Origin of the sequence: Exiguobacterium sp., assembly GCF_020832205.1 — a bacterium.
Lineage (GTDB): Bacteria > Bacillota > Bacilli > Exiguobacteriales > Exiguobacteriaceae > Exiguobacterium.
This window is the reverse complement of record NZ_JAFIFD010000003.1, coordinates 19610-40368: the sequence shown is the minus strand read 5'-3', so window position 1 is coordinate 40368 and position 20759 is coordinate 19610. Positions and strand designations below refer to the sequence as shown.

Annotated in this window: 18 protein-coding genes; 7 read left to right on the top strand and 11 right to left on the bottom strand. The window is 54.4% G+C overall.

Annotated features, from left to right (window positions below; translation table 11 throughout):
- Positions 1 to 70: 70 nt before the first annotated feature.
- Complete coding sequence (gene ypfJ, locus JJU47_RS00465) at positions 71 to 925, bottom strand: KPN_02809 family neutral zinc metallopeptidase (RefSeq protein WP_228615614.1); 855 nt, start codon at positions 923 to 925, stop codon at positions 71 to 73.
- 155 nt (positions 926 to 1080) lie between these two features.
- Here ypfJ and JJU47_RS00460 point away from each other — a divergent pair, with 155 nt between their 5' ends.
- On the top strand, positions 1081 to 1860 hold the full coding sequence (locus JJU47_RS00460; RefSeq protein ID WP_024371138.1) for a VLRF1 family aeRF1-type release factor: 780 nt from the start codon (positions 1081 to 1083) through the stop codon (positions 1858 to 1860).
- Positions 1861 to 1927: 67 nt separating this feature from the next.
- Positions 1928 to 2116, top strand: a complete 189-nt coding sequence (locus JJU47_RS00455) for a 2-hydroxymuconate tautomerase (RefSeq protein ID WP_228615613.1) — start codon at positions 1928 to 1930, stop codon at positions 2114 to 2116.
- Positions 2117 to 2157: 41 nt separating this feature from the next.
- Here JJU47_RS00455 and JJU47_RS00450 read toward each other — a convergent pair whose 3' ends face one another.
- On the bottom strand, positions 2158 to 3744 hold the full coding sequence (locus tag JJU47_RS00450; RefSeq protein WP_228615612.1) for a Na/Pi cotransporter family protein: 1587 nt from the start codon (positions 3742 to 3744) through the stop codon (positions 2158 to 2160).
- A gap of 22 nt (positions 3745 to 3766) precedes the next feature.
- Complete coding sequence (locus JJU47_RS00445) at positions 3767 to 5062, bottom strand: HD domain-containing protein (RefSeq protein ID WP_228615611.1); 1296 nt, start codon at positions 5060 to 5062, stop codon at positions 3767 to 3769.
- 106 nt (positions 5063 to 5168) lie between these two features.
- Between JJU47_RS00445 and JJU47_RS00440 the strand changes: the two genes are divergently transcribed.
- Positions 5169 to 6011 carry a lipoate--protein ligase family protein gene (locus JJU47_RS00440; protein WP_228615610.1) on the top strand — a complete coding sequence of 281 codons (843 nt, stop codon included), beginning with the start codon at positions 5169 to 5171 and terminating at the stop codon, positions 6009 to 6011.
- Positions 6012 to 6015: 4 nt separating this feature from the next.
- Positions 6016 to 6861 carry a DegV family protein gene (locus tag JJU47_RS00435; protein ID WP_228615609.1) on the top strand — a complete coding sequence of 282 codons (846 nt, stop codon included), beginning with the start codon at positions 6016 to 6018 and terminating at the stop codon, positions 6859 to 6861.
- Between the two features lie 60 nt (positions 6862 to 6921).
- Here JJU47_RS00435 and JJU47_RS00430 read toward each other — a convergent pair whose 3' ends face one another.
- Entirely contained in the window at positions 6922 to 8871 is a 1950-nt protein-coding gene (locus JJU47_RS00430) for a glycoside hydrolase family 3 protein (protein ID WP_228615608.1), read from the bottom strand.
- 327 nt (positions 8872 to 9198) lie between these two features.
- On the opposite strand from JJU47_RS00430, the gene lipA reads away from it, so the two are divergent.
- Entirely contained in the window at positions 9199 to 10098 is a 900-nt protein-coding gene (lipA, locus tag JJU47_RS00425) for a lipoyl synthase (protein WP_260564018.1), read from the top strand.
- 18 nt (positions 10099 to 10116) lie between these two features.
- Positions 10117 to 10947, top strand: coding sequence for a lipoate--protein ligase family protein (locus JJU47_RS00420; RefSeq protein ID WP_228615607.1), 831 nt, complete (start codon positions 10117 to 10119; stop codon positions 10945 to 10947).
- A 26-nt stretch (positions 10948 to 10973) separates the two neighbouring features.
- Here the strand turns inward: JJU47_RS00420 and amyS are convergent, their stop codons facing one another.
- The 3 genes from amyS to JJU47_RS00405 all read right to left on the bottom strand — a co-directional run bounded on the left by amyS (position 10974) and on the right by JJU47_RS00405 (position 13546).
- Entirely contained in the window at positions 10974 to 12518 is a 1545-nt protein-coding gene (gene amyS / locus JJU47_RS00415) for an alpha-amylase (RefSeq protein WP_228615606.1), read from the bottom strand.
- Positions 12519 to 12689: 171 nt separating this feature from the next.
- Positions 12690 to 13217, bottom strand: coding sequence for a DUF2812 domain-containing protein (locus JJU47_RS00410; protein WP_228615605.1), 528 nt, complete (start codon positions 13215 to 13217; stop codon positions 12690 to 12692).
- Positions 13214 to 13546 (bottom strand): PadR family transcriptional regulator, encoded by a 333-nt coding sequence (locus JJU47_RS00405; RefSeq protein WP_228615604.1) that lies wholly within the window; start codon positions 13544 to 13546, stop codon positions 13214 to 13216. Before JJU47_RS00405 ends, JJU47_RS00410 begins: the two co-directional genes overlap by 4 nt.
- A 354-nt stretch (positions 13547 to 13900) precedes the next feature.
- Here JJU47_RS00405 and JJU47_RS00400 point away from each other — a divergent pair, with 354 nt between their 5' ends.
- Entirely contained in the window at positions 13901 to 15268 is a 1368-nt protein-coding gene (locus JJU47_RS00400) for an IS1182 family transposase (protein WP_228615603.1), read from the top strand.
- 637 nt (positions 15269 to 15905) lie between these two features.
- Here the strand turns inward: JJU47_RS00400 and eno are convergent.
- From eno to JJU47_RS00380, 4 genes are read right to left on the bottom strand one after another with little or no spacing between them, the layout of a single operon-like run.
- A complete protein-coding gene (gene eno, locus JJU47_RS00395; RefSeq protein ID WP_228615602.1) occupies positions 15906 to 17198 on the bottom strand; it encodes a phosphopyruvate hydratase in 1293 nt (430 codons plus the stop codon).
- 27 nt (positions 17199 to 17225) lie between these two features.
- Positions 17226 to 18767: a 2,3-bisphosphoglycerate-independent phosphoglycerate mutase gene (gene gpmI / locus JJU47_RS00390; RefSeq protein WP_228615601.1), complete on the bottom strand. Its 1542-nt coding sequence runs from the start codon at positions 18765 to 18767 to the stop codon at positions 17226 to 17228.
- Positions 18768 to 19520: a triose-phosphate isomerase gene (gene tpiA, locus JJU47_RS00385; protein ID WP_228615600.1), complete on the bottom strand. Its 753-nt coding sequence runs from the start codon at positions 19518 to 19520 to the stop codon at positions 18768 to 18770.
- An 18-nt stretch (positions 19521 to 19538) separates the two neighbouring features.
- On the bottom strand, positions 19539 to 20723 hold the full coding sequence (locus JJU47_RS00380) for a phosphoglycerate kinase (RefSeq protein WP_228615599.1): 1185 nt from the start codon (positions 20721 to 20723) through the stop codon (positions 19539 to 19541).
- Positions 20724 to 20759: the final 36 nt, after the last annotated feature.

Below are 20759 nucleotides of genomic sequence, written 5' to 3'. Positions count from 1 at the left end.
TGATAGCGGATTCTTTCGGCACAAGCCAACTGCAATCAAAAAAAGGCCGAGCCTGTGCTCGACCTCGTCGTCATAACTTGTTTGTATTGAACGTGTCCCCGCCTTGGATCGTCCCGTTTTGGAATCCTTTCTCGAACCAGCGCTTGCGCTGTTCGGACGTCCCGTGTGTGAACGAGTCCGGCGTGACGTACCCGCGTGCTTGTTTTTGAAGCGTGTCGTCTCCGATTTGGTGAGCGGCGTTCATCGCTTCTTCAAAGTCACCCGCCTCTAGATAGCCCATCCCTTGGGCGTGGTGGGCCCAGACGCCCGCGAAGTAATCCGCCTGTAATTCAAAACGGACTAAGTACTTGTTGAATTCGGCTTCACTCATTTCGTTTCGAAGCGGCATGATTTCATTTGTCGTACCGAGCAGTGTCTGAACGTGGTGACCGACCTCATGAGCGACGACGTACGCCATCGCGAAGTCACCCGGGGCGTTGAAGCGTTGACTCAGTTCGTCATAAAAACTTAAATCGATGTACAGTTTCTGGTCGCCCGGGCAGTAGAACGGGCCGACCGCAGAGCCGGCGATGCCGCACGCCGATTCGACTTGTCCGGAAAATAAGACGAGCGTCGGTTCACGATACGTCAAGCCGTTCTCGGCGAAAATGTCCGTCCATACTTCCTCGGTGTCCCGTAAGACGACCGACACAAAATCAGCCATCTCTTCTTCCCGCGCCGATCCTTGGTACGTTTCCGAGGATTGCGGTTCGTTCAAGCCGATGTTGTTGACGATGTCGGCCGGATTGCCGCCGTTTAAGAGCGTGAACACGATGACCAAAATGAGCCCGAACCCGCCGCCGATGCCGGCGATCCCTTTGCCGCCGACCCGTTGGCCGCGCCGGTCTTCCACGTTTCGACTCGCCTGTCTGCCTTTCCATTTCATAATGTCGTTCCTCCTACGTCTGGTCTGTCTTTTTACTTACCCCGTTTATAGACGTTTCGCACCTGAATTTTCACGATTTCCCATCGTCTTCTGTGTTTGAGCGCCGTCCAAGTAGGTAACAGGTTAAGAGAACGTTGACTTAAGGAGGAATGGATATGGGATTAGCGAGTGATTTGAAACGATTGCGAAACGTGGAGTGTAAAGACAAATGCGTCTTATCGGTTTATTTGAATACGGGACCGAACCAACAAGGCGACTGGAACATTCATTTAAAAAATGGATTAAAGCGAATCGGTGAATATTTGGAAGCGTCCGGAAACGAAGCACAGCAAAAGAGCTTCAAAAAGATGCGGAAAAAAGTCGAAGACGAGCTAGGCAAACATCGGAACGACCTCGCTCGGAGTCTCGTCATCTTCGCCTCTGAAGAGAACGACTTGTTCGAGACGTACTATTTGCAACATGACGTCGAGACGGCGTTTCATTGGGAGACAAAACCGGTACTCGAGCCGCTCGAGGCGCTGCAAGCAACATACCCGTCGACCGGTGTCATCTTGACGAACCTCGACCACGTGACCGTCCTCGACACATCGCTTGGCCATATCGACGCCGCTTTCTCGTTCGCCTTTGACCCGGAGACCGAAGAGTGGGTCCGTTTCGAAGGGACGGCGTCGGGTGACCGGATGGCGTCAAGCAGTTCCCAAGTCGACAAATTCGACCGCCGTCTCGCCGAGAACTTGAACCGTTTCTATCGTGACCTCGCTCAAACGGTCGAACAGATGAAAGGGGCGCATGACTGGGAAGGGCTCGTCGTCATCGGTGAAGCCGAACTTGCCAACTCGTTCCGTGACGAGTTGCGGACGAAGCCGGAACGGGTCATCCATAAAAACTTGTCCAAGTCGAGTGAGCCAAAAATCATCGAAGCGGCATTCCATTGATTTTCTGCTTCCTTCACGCTCTCGGATTCTCTAAACTATAAGAGAACGAGAAAAAGGAGGAATCACTATGCCATACGTAACCGTGAAAATGCTGCCGGGCCGTACAGTCGAACAGAAACGCGCCTTGATCGAAAAAGTGACGGACGCCGTCTCCGAGACGACGAACGCCCCGAAAGAAAACATCACCGTCTTCATCGAAGAGATGGAAGCGACGCATTACGGCCAAGCCGGCGTCATGCACGCTGACAAGAAATAACACGTTCACCCGCCTGTCACGTCCGACAGGCGGGTGTTTTTTTAGTCTTCCAAATTCACTTCGAACCGCTCGCTCGGAACGGTCGGTTTGATCAAATGACGCGTCGCCCGCCAGACGTGATAACCGATCCGGTCGAGCCAAAGGAGCGCCTGTACTTTCCGAATCGTCAAATCCATCTCGAGCTGGTTGGCTGCCGTTTCTTCAAGCAGTTCGGCCCGATGCGCTTTTCGGTATTCGGCGAGCTGTTTCGACGCTGTCTTCCACTGTTTCGCCTCTTCCGGCGGGGTGTGATGATTCAAACTTTCGACGAGTTCGAGCTCGTGTAAGACGAGCTCTCGGGCGACTAAAAAGTCGGTGTCCCGAAGCGCATCGACCGGCTCGACTTCGCGCATGACGAACAGCCACCGCTCAAGGTGATCGATCGTATGGAGCAGCGATAAATGTTGACCGTAGTCGTTTCGGCCGCGTGCTTCCTCGAGCTGAATCGTGCTCAAAAAGACACGGACGTCACCGAGCGTCTTTTCGACGAGTTGCAGCTCGTCCTCCCGCTTCCTCCCCTCTTCAAGTAACAACCTCGTCTCCCGGCCGAGATACCGTTCAATTTCAATCAACGAGCGCCGCGCCGCCTCGAGGGCGACCGCTGGGATGCGGGACATGTTCGGGTCAAGGAAACGGGTCAGCTTCTCCGCCCGGCTTGGGATCCATTTCAACAACCGACGGCTGAACGCTTCATGGAATGGCAAGAACGTGAACACGCCGAGCAAATGAAACGATGTATGGAAGAGGGCGAGACGCAGCAACTCATTCCAGTTCAAGCGGTCCGCGATCCCGTTGACGACCCCGAACAAGAGCGGGAACGTCAGCCAACCGATCAACAGAATCGATCCATGGACGAGAACGTGGGCCAAGACGAGACGCCGCGCCGACTTCCATCCCCCTAAAGAGCCGATGGCAACGACGAGGCTCGTCCCGGCGCTTTGACCGAGCACGAGGAGCGACGCTTGCGTGAGCGACACCGTATCGGTCGCGAGCGCCGTCATCGTCAACACGAGACCGATCGTCGACGACTGGAGGACGGCCGTCATGAGCAGCCCCGTCCCGAGAAGCGCGAGTTGATGGAGCGGCGTCTCGGCGTCCCACTCGTTGAGCGAGAACGTGACGGTGTCTTGCATCGATTCTTGCAGCGTACCGATTCCGACGAAAATGAGACCGATGCCGACGAAGAGCATGCCGATCCGCTTCACGCGACGGTCGATCAAACGAAGCGCCATACCGACGCCGATGAGCGGTAAGAACAGCTGGCGAATGTCGAGGTTGTAGCCGAGGAGCGCCACGATCCATCCGGTCGTCGCACTGCCCGCGTTCGCCCCGATGACGAGCGTGAGCGCCTGGGTGAACGTCAACAGCCCCGCACTGACGAAACCGATCGTCATGAGCGTCGTCACGGTCGATGATTGGAACAACGTCGTCATCGTCGCCCCGAGCAGGGCGCCGGCGGCCGGTCCTTCGGCGAACTGGTTGAGCCGGCGCCGCAACCGCTCACCGGCGAGACTTTTTAACGTGTCGGTCAACAGCATCATCCCGAGCAAGAAAATTCCGATTCCTCCGATTAGCGTCGCGACCCCCATCGTCTCACTTCCTTTTCAGGTGTCAGTCCCCTCGTAACGTTGACAGCATCCACGATTTTTCTGAAGCATGGTCCTTCAAATTGAGGAGCACGTCTTCCGGATAGTAAATCTTCTCGTCCGACTGCCGCGAGTTGAGAATCGATTGGACGAGCATCGATACTTCTGAGATTTCTCGCCGATCGCCATCGTTCATTTGCAAGAGGATGCCTTCATAGTTACCGTGTCCTTTATACAAGTCATACGGCAGCTGGCTGAGCTGATCCTCGAGCAAGTAATAGCGCGTCGGCAAGCCGATCCTCTCCATCGTCTCCTTCAACCGGTCCATGTAGCGGACGCGGTTCGCTTCCGGGAAGTTTTTATATTTGAGCAACCGTCGATTGACGAAACGGCTCGCGAGATCGGATAAGATCGCGTCCTCTTCTTCCATCCACTCTTGGAAATAGAAGTAGACGACCGTCTCGTCGAGTTTCAAGTAATGGGCGAGCGTCATGTCTTCCCGGTTGAAGATTGGAAGGAAGTGGCGCGGTTCCATGTTGAAGGTGTAACCCGATTCATACAGTTCTTGCGCCCGCTCGAGGACCGCTTTTAACAACAAGTCGCTCGACCGCGTCGCCGGGTGCAAATAAACTTGCCAGTACATTTGATAACGCCGCATGATATAGTCCTCAATCGTGTGCATCCCTGACTGTTTGACGACGACTTGGTCTTCATCAGGACGAAGGACGCGCAACATGCGCTCCAAGTCGAACTTGCCGTAACTGACGCCGGCGAAGTGGGCGTCGCGGAGCAAATAGTCCATCCGATCGACGTCGAGCTGTGAGCTGAGCATGTTGACGAGCAGACGGTTCGGATGCGTCTTGTTGATGATGGCCGCGACTTCTTCCGGAAAGCCGACTCCCATCTCCGATAACACTTTGTTCACTTCCGTGTCGCCTAAGATGATGCGCTCGGTCCATACTTCGTGACGGACGGAGAAGACGTGTTCGAACGCGTGCGAGAACGGTCCGTGTCCGACGTCATGGAGGAGCGCCGCCGCGAGCAACAGTTCGCGGTTGCGGTCGTCCCACTCTGGGTACTCGTGGAACTGATCGATGAGTTGGCGTGCGATCTCATAGACGCCGAGCGAATGATGGAAGCGGGTATGTTCCGCCCCATGGAACGTCAAAAACGATGTGCCGAGCTGTTTGATGCGGCGCAACCGTTGAAATTCTTTCGTGTTGATCAATTCCCAAATGAGATGATCATAGACGTAAATATAGCGATGCACCGGATCTTTGAACACTTTTGACCCGGATAATTGACCACGTGACGTGTACATGACGTTTCCCCCTACGTTTCATTATTATGTGAATTCGCCTTTTAGCGAGTACTTCCCTCCATGTTATACTAGAGAGGAAACTATTTTTTGAAAAGGAATTATGTATATGATCCATCCACTTTTACGCCAACCGACATACCGCGTCATCGACCAGTCCGCCCTCGGCCCGATGTTCCAAGCCGAGCAGTCGTTCGCGACCGATGACACGCTTTGCGCCTCGACGAAAGCACAAGGTGCCGTCCTTCGCGCCTGGGTCCATTTGAACACGGTCGTGCTCGGCATTCAAGACGCTCGCCTTCCCCACTTGAAGGACGGCATCCGTCTGCTTCAAGAACGGGGCTATCGTCCCGTCGTCCGCAACTCGGGAGGACTTGCCGTCGTCCTTGACGAAGATGTATTGAACTTATCTCTTATTCTACCCGAGAATGACGGCATTCAAATCGACAGCGGCTACGAAGCGATGACTTCTCTCATCCAACACATGTTCGCCGACGTGACCGATGCAATCGTCGCCGGCGAAATCGTCGGGTCATACTGTCCCGGCAGCTTCGATTTATCGATCGACGGCAAAAAGTTCGCCGGCATCTCGCAACGACGCGTCCGTGGCGGCGTCGCCGTCCAAATCTATTTGAGCGTCCGCAGAAGCGGTAGTACGCGCGCCGCACTCATCCGCGACTTCTATAACGTAGCCATCCAAGGTGAAGCGACGCGTCACACGTATCCGGCCATCATTCCAGAGACGATGGCCTCACTCGAAGACTTGCTTCAAATCCCGCTCACCGTCCAGGACGTGTTGCGCCGCGCCTATGACGTGCTCGGACACTTCAGCGAACTTCACCCGGGCACGCTCGACCACGCCGAGCAAGACACGCTCGCCACCCAGCTCGACCGGATGTGGAAACGAAACGAACCGATTCGCGACATCGAACACCAATTAGCAGAGGAGTGACCCTATGTTTAAAATCATCACTGACACCGGAGCTGATTTGACGCAAGATCAAATCGTCGAATACGGCCTCGAAATGTTACCGCTCGGCGTCATCATCGACAACGAAGAATTCTTTGACGGTGAGACGATTCAACCGAAAGATGTATACAATGCGATGCGTGACGGCAAGACGCCGAAGACGTTCCAAATCGAGGCGTCCCGCCTCGAACGTTGCTTCCGGCAACACCTCGAGTCCGAGATCCCGTTCATCTACCTCGCCTTCTCGGGCGAGCTGTCGGGTACGTACCAGACGGCCGTCATGGTCGGAAACACGCTGAGAGAAGAGTATCCGGACAGCACGTTCCATATTCTTGACACGCGTGCCGCCTCGGTCGGCCAAGGACTGTTCGTCAAGACAGTCGCCGAGTATGGACAAGACCATACATACGAAGAGACCATCGCCTATGCGACGTCTCTCGTCGGCAAGATTCGTCACTTGTTCACCGTCGAATCGCTCGAATATTTGATGCGCGGCGGCCGCGTCTCGAAAGCGAGCGCGTTCATCGGCGACTTGTTGACGATCCTCCCGCTCCTTACGGTCGAAGACGGGAAACTCGTGCCAATCGAGAAGGTTCGCGGCCATAAAAAAGTGCTCCGCCGGATCGCCGAATGGATGACGGAGTCAAAACCGCTCATCGAAGAAGGACACATCTTCATCGGCCACGGGGACGATCCCGAAAAGGCGGATCAATTCGAATCGTTGCTCCGGACACACGTCACACCGCGTCACGTGACGAAGACGATCGTCGGCTCGGCCATCGGGGCGCATACCGGCCCAGGCCTCCTCGTCGTCGCTTATTTTGAGGCATAATAGTTGGATGACTGAAAACAGCGAGCGCCCGCTTGGGCACTCGCTGTTTTTTGTGTGGCATCACTTGTTCCAGTTACGGAATCCGTCACCAAATTCGAGATGAAGCTCGTTTTGGAACGTCCCGTTCTCAAACTGCGGCACGTCGACCGGGAGCTTGCCGCCCGGTTTCACTTCACCGAAGATGGCACGGATGCCGGCCGGGAGGTTCGGTCCGGCCGATTTCGCGTTGCCTGCCTCTGAATCCGGTCCGTTCGGATCGCCTTTGAAGCCGTAAATAAGAAGCTGGGCCGGTGCGTCCGGCTGCACAGCGACGTCATACGGGTTCCGCAGGCTTAAGAGCACCGATTTCTTGCCGGTCTCGTTCGCATAGCGGAACACTTCCGCCGGCACGTAGTTGTCGGCCGACGTCGGACGGAGTTTCGCACTGTTGTTCACGTTCGAGCCGACGATGATGTAGTCCGCCGCCTCGACTTTTTGCTTCAGTGCCGGGTTTTGGTCAAGATGCGGCGTCGACGCCGTATAGTTCGCCGTCGTGACGGTCACACCTTGCATGTTGCCGGCATTTTTTTCAAGCGACTTGATCGTCTTCACCATGCTGTCTGTCTGGTCTTTCGCTGGCGAGATGACGAGTACCGTCTCCCCTTTTTTCGGTTTGAACGGCAGCGTCTTGTCGTCATTCTTCACGAGCGTGACGGCCGCTTCGGCAATCTCCCGTTCTTTTGCCTTATGCTCGGCACTGCCGACGACCGCGTTCGCCTCGGCAAGTTTCGCCTCGAGCGTCGTCGAATCGACCGATTCTTCCCAAATGCCGCGTTCGGCCTTCAACTTCAAGATCCGTTCGACCGCCGCATCGATTTTCGCTTCATCGAGGCGCCCGCTCTCCACGGCAGCCATGACTTCTTCAAAGATCGTCTCGAGTTTCGTGACGTCCGCATTCGTCCGTAAAATCGTCGGCATGAGCGCGATATCGACGCCCGCCTCAAACGTCTTGATGACGGCTTCGGCTTCTGTGAAGTTGTCTGAAATGGCCTGCATGTTCAAAGCGTCCGTGATGACGATGCCGTCATAGCCCATCTCTTCACGCAAGACGCCGGTGATGACGTCATCTGAGAGTGTCGCCGGAAGCGGGAACGTGCCGCGCGCAGATTCAACGACCTCGTCCTCGATTTGCGGCATGCCGATGTGCGCCGTCATGATCATGTCGATCCCTTCCGTGATGGCACGCTTGAACGGAAGCAGTTCGAGTCCGCGCAAGTCTTCAAGCGACTTGTCGACGATCGGCAAGCCGTAATGCGAGTCGACCGCCGTATCGCCATGACCCGGGAAATGTTTCGCCGTTGCGGCGACGCCTTGGTCTTGGATCCCTTGTGTCATCGCCGAACCGAGTTCACCGACAAGCTCCGGGTCGCTCGAGAACGAACGGACACCGATGACCGGGTTGGCCGGGTTGTTGTTCACGTCTAACACCGGTCCGAAGTTGACGTTCACGCCAAGCGCGTTCAACTCCGAGCCGATGATGTTCCCCGCGTCATACGCGTACTGGCTGCTCCGTGTCGCCCCGAGCGCCATGTTGCCCGGAAGGTTCGTGCCGGTCCCGAGCCGTGTCACGATCCCGCCTTCTTGGTCGATCGTGATGAAGAGCGGGATATCGTTGCTTTCGTCTTGTTTGACGACTTCTTGCAAGTCGTGGACGAGTTTTGTCGTCTGTTCCGTCTCGGTCACGTTCTCCGCGAACAAGATGACCCCCCCGAGGTCGAATCGGTCGATGACGCGCGCCACATCCGGCGCGAGCGCCGTGTGGTTCGCGCCGTTCCATAATCGGAAGTCTGGCATGATCATTTGGCCGAGTTTCTGTTCAAGCGTCATGGCGTCAAGCTTGTTGTTCACCCGCTGTTCAATCGACAGCGGCGGTGTTTCCTCTGCTACGACTGCATTCGCCATCGGGACCGATGAGACGAGTAGTGCCGTCGTCAGTCCGAGTGTCGCCGTCCAGTTCAGTGCTTTGTTCATGGTTCCCCACTCCTTTTTGAAAGTTTTTCCCCGACCCCCAAACGAAAAGGCATGGAGGAAGAAGCGTTGCCTCACCAACGCTCGTTCACCCCATGCCTGATCGTATCAGTTACATATGGTCCTTATTCAGGTGGTCAACGTCAGTATAGCAACTCCAAAATCCGGAAACAACACTTCTCATGAAAGCGTAACCAATTTGAAATAAACAACCTGTTTTGTAACAACCTTCCTCTGTATTGGCAAAACCAATAATTTGAGTGGTTCGAATCTATCTTGTTTTTTGGTAAACTCATTTCGTTAGGGGTTAACTTAAAAAAGGGGGAAATCATCTTGGCACGAGGGGAACTGAAACGAAAGCCGGAATGGTTAAAGATTAAACTGAACACGAACGAGACGTACACCGGTCTGAAGAACATGATGCGGGAGAAAAACCTACATACGGTATGTGAGGAAGCGAAATGTCCGAACATCCATGAGTGTTGGGCGGTGCGCCGCACGGCGACGTTCATGATTCTTGGCAGCATCTGTACCCGCGCCTGCCGCTTTTGTGCGGTCACGACCGGTAAACCGAACGAGCTCGACTGGGAAGAACCGAAACGCGTCGCCGAGTCGGTCCGTCTCATGAATTTGAAACACGTCGTCATCACTGCCGTCGCGCGCGACGACTTGAGCGATTATGGGGCGACGGTGTTCGCCGAGACGGTCCGTGCCGTCCGCGCCATGAATCCGGAGACGTCGATCGAAGTGTTGCCGTCTGACATGATGGGCGACTTCTCCGCACTTCAAACACTGATTGATGCCGGACCAGACATCATGAACCATAACTTGGAGACGGTGCGCCGCTTGACGCCGAGAGTGCGGGCGAAAGCGACGTACGACCGCACACTCGAATTTCTGAAACGGTCGAAAGAGTTGAACCCGGATATCCCGACGAAGTCGTCAATCATGGTCGGGCTCGGCGAGACGAAAGACGAGTTGATTCAAGCGATGGATGACCTTCGGGCCCACCACGTCGACATCTTGACGCTCGGTCAATACTTGCAACCGACGAAGAAACACTTAGACGTCGAGCGTTACTATCACCCGGATGAGTTCGCCGAGTTGAAAGAGATTGCCCTCGCGAAAGGGTTCTCGCACTGCGAGGCCGGCCCGCTCGTCCGCTCGTCGTATCACGCCGACGAACAAGTCCACAAGGCACGTCGCCATACGATGCTGCCAATCGATTAAGAGAAAGAAGCGACATATATGAATGGAACGACATGGCACCTACTGACGACAAAAGACCACACCCCGGCCGAAAACATGGCCATCGATGAAGCGGTCGCCACGTTCGTCGCCCGAGGCGAACTAAAACCGACGCTCCGTTTCTACTCGTGGGCGCCGCACGCCATCAGCGTCGGCCGCTTTCAACGAGCGACGCGCGACCTCGACCGGGCACGGCTAAAAACAAATGACATCCCGGTCGTCCGGCGCTTGACCGGGGGGCGGGCCGTCCTTCATGCGGATGAACTGACGTATAGTGTCATCTTGCCGGAGACGATGCCTTCTTTGCCGACGAACGTCATCGAGAGCTATCGTCTGCTGACCGAAGGGGTCCGGCGCGGCTACCAGTCACTCGGTGTCCCCGCTGAATTCTCGGTCCCTTTGACCGACGCCGACCGCGAAGCGCTGCGAAAACCGAAGTCGGCCGTCTGCTTCGACGCCGCCTCCTACTATGAGCTCGCCGTCGACGGCAGAAAAATCGCCGGTAGTGCCCAAGTGCGCCATCAAGGCGCCGTTCTTCAACACGGGTCGATCCCGTTGTCGATTGACGACGACGTCTTGTTCGACTGTTTCAGTATGGAAGCAGACGAGAAGGCACGCGCGAAAGAACGGTTCAGCGGCAAAGCCGTCGCCTTGAACGAGACGCTCGGCCGAACGATCGCATTCGATGAAGTCGCCGCCGCCTTCACGGACGGTTTCCGCGACGCGTTCGACTTGACGTTCGAACCGCTCGTGTTCACGGACACGCAACAAGAAACGATTCGTCAGCTCGTCTTGAAGTACGAGAGCGACGACTGGAGTTGGAAACGCTAAAAAACGAGTCTCACGACTCGTTTTTCTTATTGTTGCGTATAAATCGACACCGATCCTCCGTTGACGAAGAACTGGCCCCAACCATCACTATTGATCGTGACGAGACGGGTGTTGTTGCCGGTCATGTCTTTCCAAACCTCACCGGCGTTTCGTTTCCCGACGTACATCCATTTCGAGCCGCCTGGTCCGTCCGACAAAATCGTCGCTAAACCTGACTTAGCCCGGTCGGTCACCCCTTCGCGTGTCCAGCCGATGACGTCGTGATGGTCGATATAGTCGTGTTGTGTGCCGTAGGCGAAGTCTTTCCGTGCCTGCATGATCGGTCGGAGCGACGCCGACATGTTCGGGATTTCCCGGTTCGTCGTCCCTTTCGTCCCGTAGTAGTCTCCGTAGAAGAGCGTCGGGTAGCCTTGTCCGCGCGTCATGATCGTCGCGTAGGCGAGCGGTTTAAACCAGTTGGCGACCGTCGATTCGAGCGATTGCCCCGGTTGCGAGTCGTGGTTGTCGACGATCGTCACGGCAAGCGTCGGATGTTGTTCAACGACCGTCCCTTTTAAGATGTTGCGCATGTCATAGAACCCGCCGCCGTTGCCGGCTGCTTGGAAGTTATAGTGGAGCGGCACATCGAAGACGGAATGCGTATAACCGGTCTTCGCGAGATAGTCGTTGATGGCACCGAGGTCGTTCTTCCAATACTCGGCGACGGTGAACATCTCTTTGCCGGTCGTCTGGCGGACGCTCGTCACCCACTCACGTAAATATGCATGGCTGATGTGTTTGACCGCATCCAAACGGAAGCCGTCGAGACCGAGCGAGTCGGCGTACCATTTGCCCCAGTTCTTCATCTCTTGCCTGACTTCCGGATGGTCGAAGTCGACGTCGGCATACATGAGGTAGTCGTAGTTGCCGTTCTCGTTCGAGACGTCCGTGTCCCACGCCTTGCCCGTGCTCTTGAACTTGTAGATTCGGCTCAAGTTCCGTGATTGATCCCAATCGGTGCCGTCAAAATGGTACCAGCGCCACTTGAACGGGGAGTATGTATTGTTGCGCCCCGCAAAATTGAAGCCGGTCCAAGCCGAAATCGCATACTCGCCGGACGTCTCTTGGTTCCGGTTCGACGGATTGACCTCGATTGCTTGGACGGTCTCGGTATAGTCGGCGCCGCCTTTATGGTTCATGACGACGTCACCGTACACGCCGATGCCTTTGCCGCGCAAGTTCGTGATGGCCGCTTGGAGCTGGGCTTTCGTGCCGTACTTCGTCCGGACCGTCCCTTTTTGATTGAACTCGCCGAGATCATACAAATCGTACGCGCCGTAGCCGACATCGTTTTGCGACGTGCCTTTATACGCCGGCGGAATCCATACGGTCGTCACCCCGATGTCTTTCAGGTTCTGCGAGTCGTTCGATAACCGATTCCAATGCAGCCCGTCGTTCGGGACGTACCATTCAAAATACTGCATCATCGTACCGTTTTGCGGTGTCGCCGCTTGCGCGACCGGTTGCCCAGCAAGTAGTGCAATCGCCGTGACTCCTGCCGTCAAAGCGATTCCTTTCCGTCGTTTCGCCATGCCCTTTCCTCCTCATCAAATTAATGCAAGCGCTTTCATTAATCATCATGCCTGATTCCATTTTCTTTGAATAGAGGCTTTTCGAAAAACGGTGCTTCCCGCCTAACTATTTTTTATTTGAATAGTTCAGTCGGCCAAAACAAAAACGGATGGCTTGTGCCATCCGCCTAGTCAGCTGTCGCGTTCCATCCATTTTCGCTTCATGAGGAAACCGAGGTACGGGAGTCCTGTGAAGATGAGTCCGATTGTGATAAGCAGATGGACTAGGATAATCACTGTCCTGATCATGCTCGACCAATCGAGTTGCAACATGAGGAGAAAGCCGAGCCATACGACAAGTAACGTGAGCGCCGCCCGCCCCATCTGCCGCTCTTCTGTCGCATACTTCGCGATCATCGTGTCACAATCTGAATAAATCGGCCGTGCGTCCGGGCGACCTTTAAAGATGTGAATCTCGTCTCCCGTCGACGTGACATGCTCCCACCCGCTCGCCGCGAACATCTCGAAATACTCTTCGTCCGGACGTTTCCGGTAATCGAGGCTGTACTGGACGTCCATCGGTTCGCCTTCGACTAAAGAATAGCCGAGCGGTGCGAACTTCTCTAAGTGCCAGCCACGAGCCGCCATTTGCTCAAGCTTTCGCATCTCTCGCTCTTCGGCAAACGCGAGCCCCCAGCTCGACATATACTTCCGTTTCATACGTGTCCCTCCCCTTCTAAAATGAACCGTGCATCCTCGACAATCGCTTGGCGTCGCTTCATATCATCTCGGAGCAAATCGCGCCCCACATCTGTGATCAAGTAACTCTTTTTCTTCCCGTCCCCATCGAGCGGGTGGATGAGTCCCGCAGCGACGAGCTTCTTGATAATCGTATACATCGAAGCCGGTCCGATTTGCATCCGGCCCGCCGTCAATTCTTCGACGAACTGCATAATCAAGTAGCCATGTCTCGGCTCGGTCAAGGCGAGCAAAATATAAAACATACTGTCGGTCAACTCGCCGAGCTCAATCGTGTCATTACGTGGCATGTGGCCACCTCCTATATCATTCAACGATATACTTCATACGTCCACTATATATCGTTGAATGATATATGTCAATGAATGACATAAAAAAGTCACGGACTAATTTGTCCGTGACGCAGACTGTAGACAAAACATTGTCTGCAGTCTTTTTTATTTGCCCGACCGGGCACAGCTCGCTTTTCTGGGGGCAAGCAGGGAGCCGCATCGCGACTTTGTCGCTGCTGGGTCTCCCTTCGCTTGCTGATCCCCTGGAAGTCTCGCCGTGCCCGCGGTCGGTCTACGCATCAATCCCTCTTTTCGTACCGCCGTCGCTTTTTTATAATGAGAGATATAGAAACAGTCATGGAGGCGGATCGGATGATCAGGAAATCAACAGAATCGGAAACCAATCGGACACAACTGGAGATGGTCACGCTCGACGAGCTCGTGCCAGCGGACCATCTGGTCCGGAAAATCGAGGCGGTGATTGACTTTGAGTTCATCTACCCGCTCGTGGAGGACTTATATTCTGAGGACCGTGGTCGACCGAGCGTCGACCCTGTCGTCCTGATCAAAATGGCCTTCCTTCAGTACCTTTTCGGTATCCGGTCCATGCGACAGACGATCCGTGAGATTGAGACGAACGTCGCATACCGTTGGTTTCTCGGGTTCGGGTTCACGGACAAGGTGCCACATTTCTCGACGTTCGGGAAGAACTATGTTCGTCGCTTCCAGTACACGAGCTTATTCGACGACATCTTCTATCACATCCTTGAACAGGCTGCAGACGCTGGATTCATCGATCGAGCCGTCCTATTCGTCGACTCGACGCACGTTAAAGCGAACGCGAACAAGCGGAAGCTCGTCAAGAAGACCGTCCGGCAAGAGGTGAAACACTATCAGGTACAACTCGATGCCGAGGTCGAGCGAGACCGCGAAGAGAGTGGAAAGAAGCTCTTAGGGCCAAAAAAGAATCAGGCGGAGGAGACGAAGGAAATCAAGGTCAGTACGACGGACCCTGAGAGTGGATATTACGTGAAGGGTGAGCGTGAGAAGCAGTTCGCTTACTCGGTCCATGCGGCGAGCGACGCCCATGGGTTCGTGCTCGGTGCCGTCGTCACGCCGGGGAACGTGCACGATAGTGTGGCGTTTCCCGATCTGCTCGACAAGGTCTCCGACCGCCTGATTCAACCGTTCGCCGTCGCTGCCGACTCCGCCTATAAAAATCCGGCCATTGCCAAGCTGCTGATCGACCGTGGGATCCTGCCGGTCTTCCCTTACACGCGCCCGAAGGGCAAGAAGGGCGCCTTCAAGACCAAAGATTTCATCTATGACGAGCACCATGATGTCTACATCTGCCCGAACAACGAGTTATTAACGTACAGCACGACGATGCGCGAGGGGAAACGCAAGTACGTCTCAAACCCAGCGGTTTGTGTGAACTGCCCGTTGCTCGAACAGTGCACGAAGAGCCAGAAGCACCAACGGATAATCGAGCGACATCTCTGGCAACCCTATATGGACGAGGTCGAAGACCTCCGCCACACGGAATTGAACCGCAACATCTATGACCGGCGGAAACAGACGGTCGAGCGCGTGTTCGCGGACGCAAAAGAGAAGCATGGCATGCGTTGGACCCGCTATCGGGGACTTGAAAAAGTTTCAATGCAGGCGATGCTTACTTTTGCTGCCCTCAATCTCAAGAAGATGGCGGGCTGGGCATGGAAGAACACCCAGCCCGCCTGAACAGGGGCTCGGGCAGAGCGCCTCAAGGCCCTAAAACGACAAAGTCACGTTTCAGTTCGCCTGAAACGTGACTTTGTCTACAATCTGCGGTCGTGACATGCGTCACGACCATTTCCGGTCTTCCATGGCTTTATACAAGAAGTAGCCACCAATCCCGAGGACAATGAGAAGAAGGAACAGCCCGCTGATCATCATGACGAACGCCTCCTTTCACCTACACTGTCCTATTCCCGAAATGATGGGTTAACATACCTCATGTTTTTGGCTTCACTAGACGGCAGGCTGCTTTCCTGGGGTGATGCGGATGCCTCCGCAGCGCAATGCGCTTTGCGGGGTCATCCTTGCATCACTCTCCCCTAGGAGTCAGCCTGCCGTCTTGTTTCGCGTTCCGCTTTACACGCGAGACGTACGTCATCGAATGAATGATGTACCCTAAAAAGTATGAGCGTGAGCGAACGTCCACACCCGTCCAAGCGGCACCGTGACTCTTGCAGGAAAGCAATCTCGCGGAGACCCCACAAGCGCGTAGCGCGAGGAGGCTCCGTGGATTGCCTGCAGAAAGCATCGGTGCCGCCAGGACGGGTTGAAAAACATACAAAAAAACAGGCCCGCCAGTTGGCGAGCCTGAAACAATCAATTATTTTTTGAGGTTGTAGAACGACTTGATACCGTCGTATTTCGCTACATCGCCGAGCATGTCTTCGATGCGGAGAAGTTGGTTGTACTTCGCGATACGGTCTGTACGTGAAAGTGAACCTGTTTTGATTTGACCAGCGTTTGTCGCAACAGCGATATCCGCGATTGTCGCATCTTCTGTTTCACCAGAACGGTGTGAGATAACAGCTGTGTAGCCAGCTTTTTTAGCCATTTCGATCGCGTCGAACGTTTCTGTGAGCGTACCGATTTGGTTAACTTTGATAAGGATCGAGTTCGAGATGCCTTTCTCGATACCTTCAGCGAGTTTCTCAGTGTTCGTTACGAAGAGGTCATCCCCAACGAGTTGAACTTTGTCACCGATTTTGTCAGTGAGCAATTTAAAGCCGTCCCAGTCGTTTTCGTCGCAACCGTCTTCGATTGAGATGATTGGGTACTTGCTTACGAGCTCAGCGTAGAAGTCTACGAGCTCAGCAGTTGTCATTGACTTGCCTTCGCCAGCGAGTTCGTACTTGCCAGTCGACTTGTCGTAGAACTCAGACGATGCAACATCCATTGCGAGGTAGATGTCTTCGCCAGCTTTGTAGCCAGCTTTTTCGATCGCTTCAAGAATAACTGTGATCGCTTCTTCGTTTGACTTAAGGTTTGGTGCGAAACCACCTTCGTCACCGACAGCTGTGTTAAGACCCATACCAGAAAGAACATCTTTGAGGGCGTGGAATACTTCTGCACCCATGCGGAGCGCTTCACGGAACGTTGGCGCGCCTACAGGCATGATCATGAACTCTTGGAAGTCAACGTTGTTGTCAGCGTGCGAACCACCGTTGATGATGTTCATCATTGGAGTTGGAAGCGTCTTCGCGTTGAATCCACCGAGGTACGTGTAAAGTGGAAGGCCGAGCTCGTCTGCTGCTGCGTGTGCTGCTGCCATTGAGACACCAAGGATTGCGTTTGCGCCGAGTTTACCTTTGTTTTTCGTACCGTCGAGCTCGATCATTTTAGCATCGAGTGCGTTTTGGTCGAATACATCGTAACCGATGAGTTCAGGTGCGATTGTGTCGTTTACGTTAGCAACGGCTTTGAGTACGCCTTTACCAAGGTAACGTGACTTGTCGCCATCGCGGAGTTCGACTGCTTCGTGCTCACCAGTTGATGCGCCTGATGGGACGAGGGCACGACCGAAACCGCCATCTTCTGTGAAGACTTCTACTTCGATTGTTGGGTTACCGCGTGAATCCAAAATTTCGCGTGCGTAAATTTCTGTAATCATTGACATATTATTTCTCTCCTTTTTGGTTGGAAATTATTTTTTTGTAACGATTGACGTACCAGTCATTTCAGCCGGTTGATCAGCACCGAGAAGGTCGATCAACGTCGGCGCGAGGTCGCAAAGCGAACCTTTTAGAACAGGTTTCAGTTCCACGCCTGACTTCGTGATGATACATGGGACAGGTTCTGTCGTATGCGCCGTCATCGGTGAACCGTCCGGGTTCGTGACGAGGTCAGCGTTCCCGTGGTCTGCCGTGATGATCGCCGCGCCGCCTTTGGCAATGAGTGCGTCCACTACTTTACCGAGGCATTCGTCGACGACTTCGACCGCTTTTTTCGTCGGTTCGAGCATACCCGAGTGACCGACCATGTCCGGGTTCGCGTAGTTGATGATGTACGCGTCGTACGTATCCGACTCGATACGCTCAAGAAGTCCTTCTGTGAGCTCGTATGCGCTCATTTCCGGTTTCAAATCGTACGTCGCGACTTTCGGCGACGGTACGAGGAAGCGATCTTCGCCTTCAAACGGTGTTTCTTGTTGTCCGTTCAAGAAGAACGTGACGTGCGGGTATTTCTCAGTTTCCGCGGCGCGGAGCTGTTTGTACCCTTGCGCGGCGAGTGTTTCACCGAGCGTGTTTTTCAAATCTTCCGGTGGGAAGACGATGTCCGTGTCGATTTCATCCGAGAACTTCGTCATTGAGACGAGCAAGATGTTCTCTGGATGTGTGCTCGCAAGTTCGAAGCCTTTGAAGCCGGTCTTCTCTTTGAACACTTTCGCCAATTCGATCGCCCGGTCCGGACGGAAGTTGAAGAACATAATCGCGTCGTTGTCTTTGATCGTCGCGATCGGTTGTCCGTCTTTCTCGATGACCGTCGGGTTGACGAACTCATCCGTGAGCCCCGCTTCATACGACTGGTTCAAGACGTCGACGGCGTTCGTGCCGACTTCGCCTTCACCTTTGACGAGAACGTCGTATACTTTCACGACGCGCTCCCAACGGTTGTCGCGGTCCATGGCATAGTAACGTCCAGACACGCTAGCGACTTGACCGACACCGAGTTCAGCGAGCTTCGCTTCCGTCTGTTCGAGGAAGCTTGCACCTGATTTCGGATCACAGTCACGGCCGTCCGTGAAAGCGTGAATGTATACTTTTTCAATGCCATGAAGTTTTGCGAACTCAACGACAGCGAACATATGTTGAATGTGGGAGTGAATCCCACCGTCCGAAACGAGACCCATGATGTGGAGGCTCGAATCGTACTTCTTCACATGTCCCGCCAAGTGGTTCATCGCTTGACGATCGAAGAAAGAACGGTCTTTGATGGCGTTGTTGACGCGTGAGAGTGACTGATAGACGACCCGGCCGGCACCGATGTTCAAGTGACCGACTTCCGAGTTACCCATCTGACCTTCAGGAAGGCCGACGTACTCGCCTTGCGCGTTGAGAAGCGTATGCGGATACGTTTCCCAGAAACGGTCGAAGTTCGGTTTGTTCGCCGCAGCGACCGCGTTACCGAACGTCTCGTCCCGCATTCCAAAACCATCTAAGATGATGAGGGCGACTGGTCTTGCCATTTAAATCGCCTCCAACAACTTGAGGAACGAAGCAGCTTCAAGTGAAGCACCGCCGACGAGTGCGCCGTCGATGTCTTCTTGCGCCATATACTCCTTGATGTTCTCAGGTTTTACAGAACCGCCGTATTGGATGCGAACTGCAGCCGCCACGTCTTCACCGTAAAGACCTTTTACCACGTCACGAACATATTTGCATGAGCTTTGTGCGTCTGCTTCGTCCGCTGATTTACCCGTACCGATCGCCCAAACTGGCTCGTAAGCGATGACGAGTTGTTTCACTTGGTCAGCTGAAAGGTCCGCGAGGCCACCTTCGACTTGCGTCTTGATGACTTCTTCGAACTTACCGCCTTCGCGCTCCTCGAGTGTTTCACCGACGCAAACGATTGGCGTAAGACCGTGTTCGAACGCTTTTTTCGTTTTGCTGTTGATGAACGCATCCGACTCGCCGAAGTATTCGCGGCGCTCTGAGTGTCCAAGGATGACGTACGTCACGCCGAGGTCAGCGATCATGGCCGGGCTTGTTTCGCCTGTGTATGCCCCGCTGTCTTTGTCGTACATGTTTTGGGCACTCAACTTCAAGTTCGATCCTTTGGCCGCTTCTACCATTGGGGCCAAGAATACTGCTGGTGCGCCGATCGCCGCGTCAACTTTGTCCGTTGACGGGATGTTGTTTTTGACTTCCTCTACGAAAGCGACGGCTTCCGAGAGTGTTTTGTTCATTTTCCAGTTACCTGCAATAATCGGTTTACGCATCGATAATCCTCCTCTGTTTTACTTGTCGTTGAGCGCCTCGACGCCTGGAAGTTTTTTGCCTTCCATGAATTCGAGTGAAGCGCCACCACCAGTTGAAATGTGGCTCATTTGATCTGCAAGGCCAAACTTGGCAGCTGCAGCGGCTGAGTCCCCACCACCGATGATTGAGTATGCGTCGCTGTCTGCGAGTGCTTGAGCGACACCTTTCGTTCCGTTTGCGTATTTATCAAGTTCGAATACGCCCATCGGTCCGTTCCAAACGACAAGTTTCGATTCGCGAATTGCTTCCGCGTAAATTTCGACTGTTTTCGGTCCGATATCAAGACCCATATGATCCGCAGGGATCGAGTCGATGTCGACTGGTCCGACGTAAGTCTCTTCGCCGAATTCTTTCGCAATGACGCAGTCGACTGGCATCAAGAACTTCACGCCTTTGTCTTCTGCTTTTTTCATGAATTGACGTGCGAGGTCGAGCTTGTCTTCCTCAAGGAGTGACGTCCCGACTTCGTGCCCGAGTGCTTTCGAGAACGTGTACGAGAGACCGCCACCGATGATGAGTGTGTCAACGATGTCAAGCAAGTGGTCGATGACCCCAATCTTGTCAGCAACTTTCGAACCGCCGATGATCGCCGTGAACGGACGGTCCGGGTTCGAGAGCGCCTTGCCGAGCACTTCAAGTTCTTTCTCCATCAACAGACCAGCAACTGCCGTCTCGACGTTTTGCGCGATGCCTTCTGTCGAAGCGTGGGCACGGTGAGCCGCACCGAACGCGTCGTTGACGAAGACGTCAGCAAGCGCCGCGAAACCTTTGGCAAGTTCCGGGTCGTTTTTCGTTTCACCTGGGTAGAAACGAACGTTTTCAAGAACGAGGACGTCGCCTTCAGCAAGTTTTGCAACTGCTTCTTCAGCATCCGGGCCGTACGCTTCTTTCGCGAGCGGTACTTCTTTTCCAAGAAGCTCACTCAAACGTTCTGCGACCGGTGCAAGCGAGTATTTCTCGTTCTTCTCGCCGCCTGGACGGCCGAGGTGGCTCGCCAAGATGACTTTCGCGCCGCCGTCGATCAAATGCTTGATCGTCGGGAGGGCCGCTTGAATACGAGTCTCGTCTTGAATGACGCCATCTTTGAGTGGAACGTTGAAGTCAACGCGGCAGAAGACGCGTTTCCCTTTTACATCGATGTCACGAATAGACTTTTTGTTCATAACCTTCGCCTCCATGTGTCGTGCATTTCAATTTCA

Coding starts and splice junctions, on each gene's coding strand:
- ypfJ (WP_228615614.1), bottom strand. CDS start 925: ATGAAATGGAAAGGCAGACAGGCGAGTCGAAACGTGGAAGACCGGCGC.
- JJU47_RS00460 (WP_024371138.1), top strand. CDS start 1,081: ATGGGATTAGCGAGTGATTTGAAACGATTGCGAAACGTGGAGTGTAAA.
- JJU47_RS00455 (WP_228615613.1), top strand. CDS start 1,928: ATGCCATACGTAACCGTGAAAATGCTGCCGGGCCGTACAGTCGAACAG.
- JJU47_RS00450 (WP_228615612.1), bottom strand. CDS start 3,744: ATGGGGGTCGCGACGCTAATCGGAGGAATCGGAATTTTCTTGCTCGGG.
- JJU47_RS00445 (WP_228615611.1), bottom strand. CDS start 5,062: ATGTACACGTCACGTGGTCAATTATCCGGGTCAAAAGTGTTCAAAGAT.
- JJU47_RS00440 (WP_228615610.1), top strand. CDS start 5,169: ATGATCCATCCACTTTTACGCCAACCGACATACCGCGTCATCGACCAG.
- JJU47_RS00435 (WP_228615609.1), top strand. CDS start 6,016: ATGTTTAAAATCATCACTGACACCGGAGCTGATTTGACGCAAGATCAA.
- JJU47_RS00430 (WP_228615608.1), bottom strand. CDS start 8,871: ATGAACAAAGCACTGAACTGGACGGCGACACTCGGACTGACGACGGCA.
- JJU47_RS00420 (WP_228615607.1), top strand. CDS start 10,117: ATGAATGGAACGACATGGCACCTACTGACGACAAAAGACCACACCCCG.
- amyS (WP_228615606.1), bottom strand. CDS start 12,518: ATGGCGAAACGACGGAAAGGAATCGCTTTGACGGCAGGAGTCACGGCG.
- JJU47_RS00410 (WP_228615605.1), bottom strand. CDS start 13,217: ATGAAACGGAAGTATATGTCGAGCTGGGGGCTCGCGTTTGCCGAAGAG.
- JJU47_RS00405 (WP_228615604.1), bottom strand. CDS start 13,546: ATGCCACGTAATGACACGATTGAGCTCGGCGAGTTGACCGACAGTATG.
- JJU47_RS00400 (WP_228615603.1), top strand. CDS start 13,901: ATGATCAGGAAATCAACAGAATCGGAAACCAATCGGACACAACTGGAG.
- eno (WP_228615602.1), bottom strand. CDS start 17,198: ATGTCAATGATTACAGAAATTTACGCACGCGAAATTTTGGATTCACGC.
- gpmI (WP_228615601.1), bottom strand. CDS start 18,767: ATGGCAAGACCAGTCGCCCTCATCATCTTAGATGGTTTTGGAATGCGG.
- tpiA (WP_228615600.1), bottom strand. CDS start 19,520: ATGCGTAAACCGATTATTGCAGGTAACTGGAAAATGAACAAAACACTC.
- JJU47_RS00380 (WP_228615599.1), bottom strand. CDS start 20,723: ATGAACAAAAAGTCTATTCGTGACATCGATGTAAAAGGGAAACGCGTC.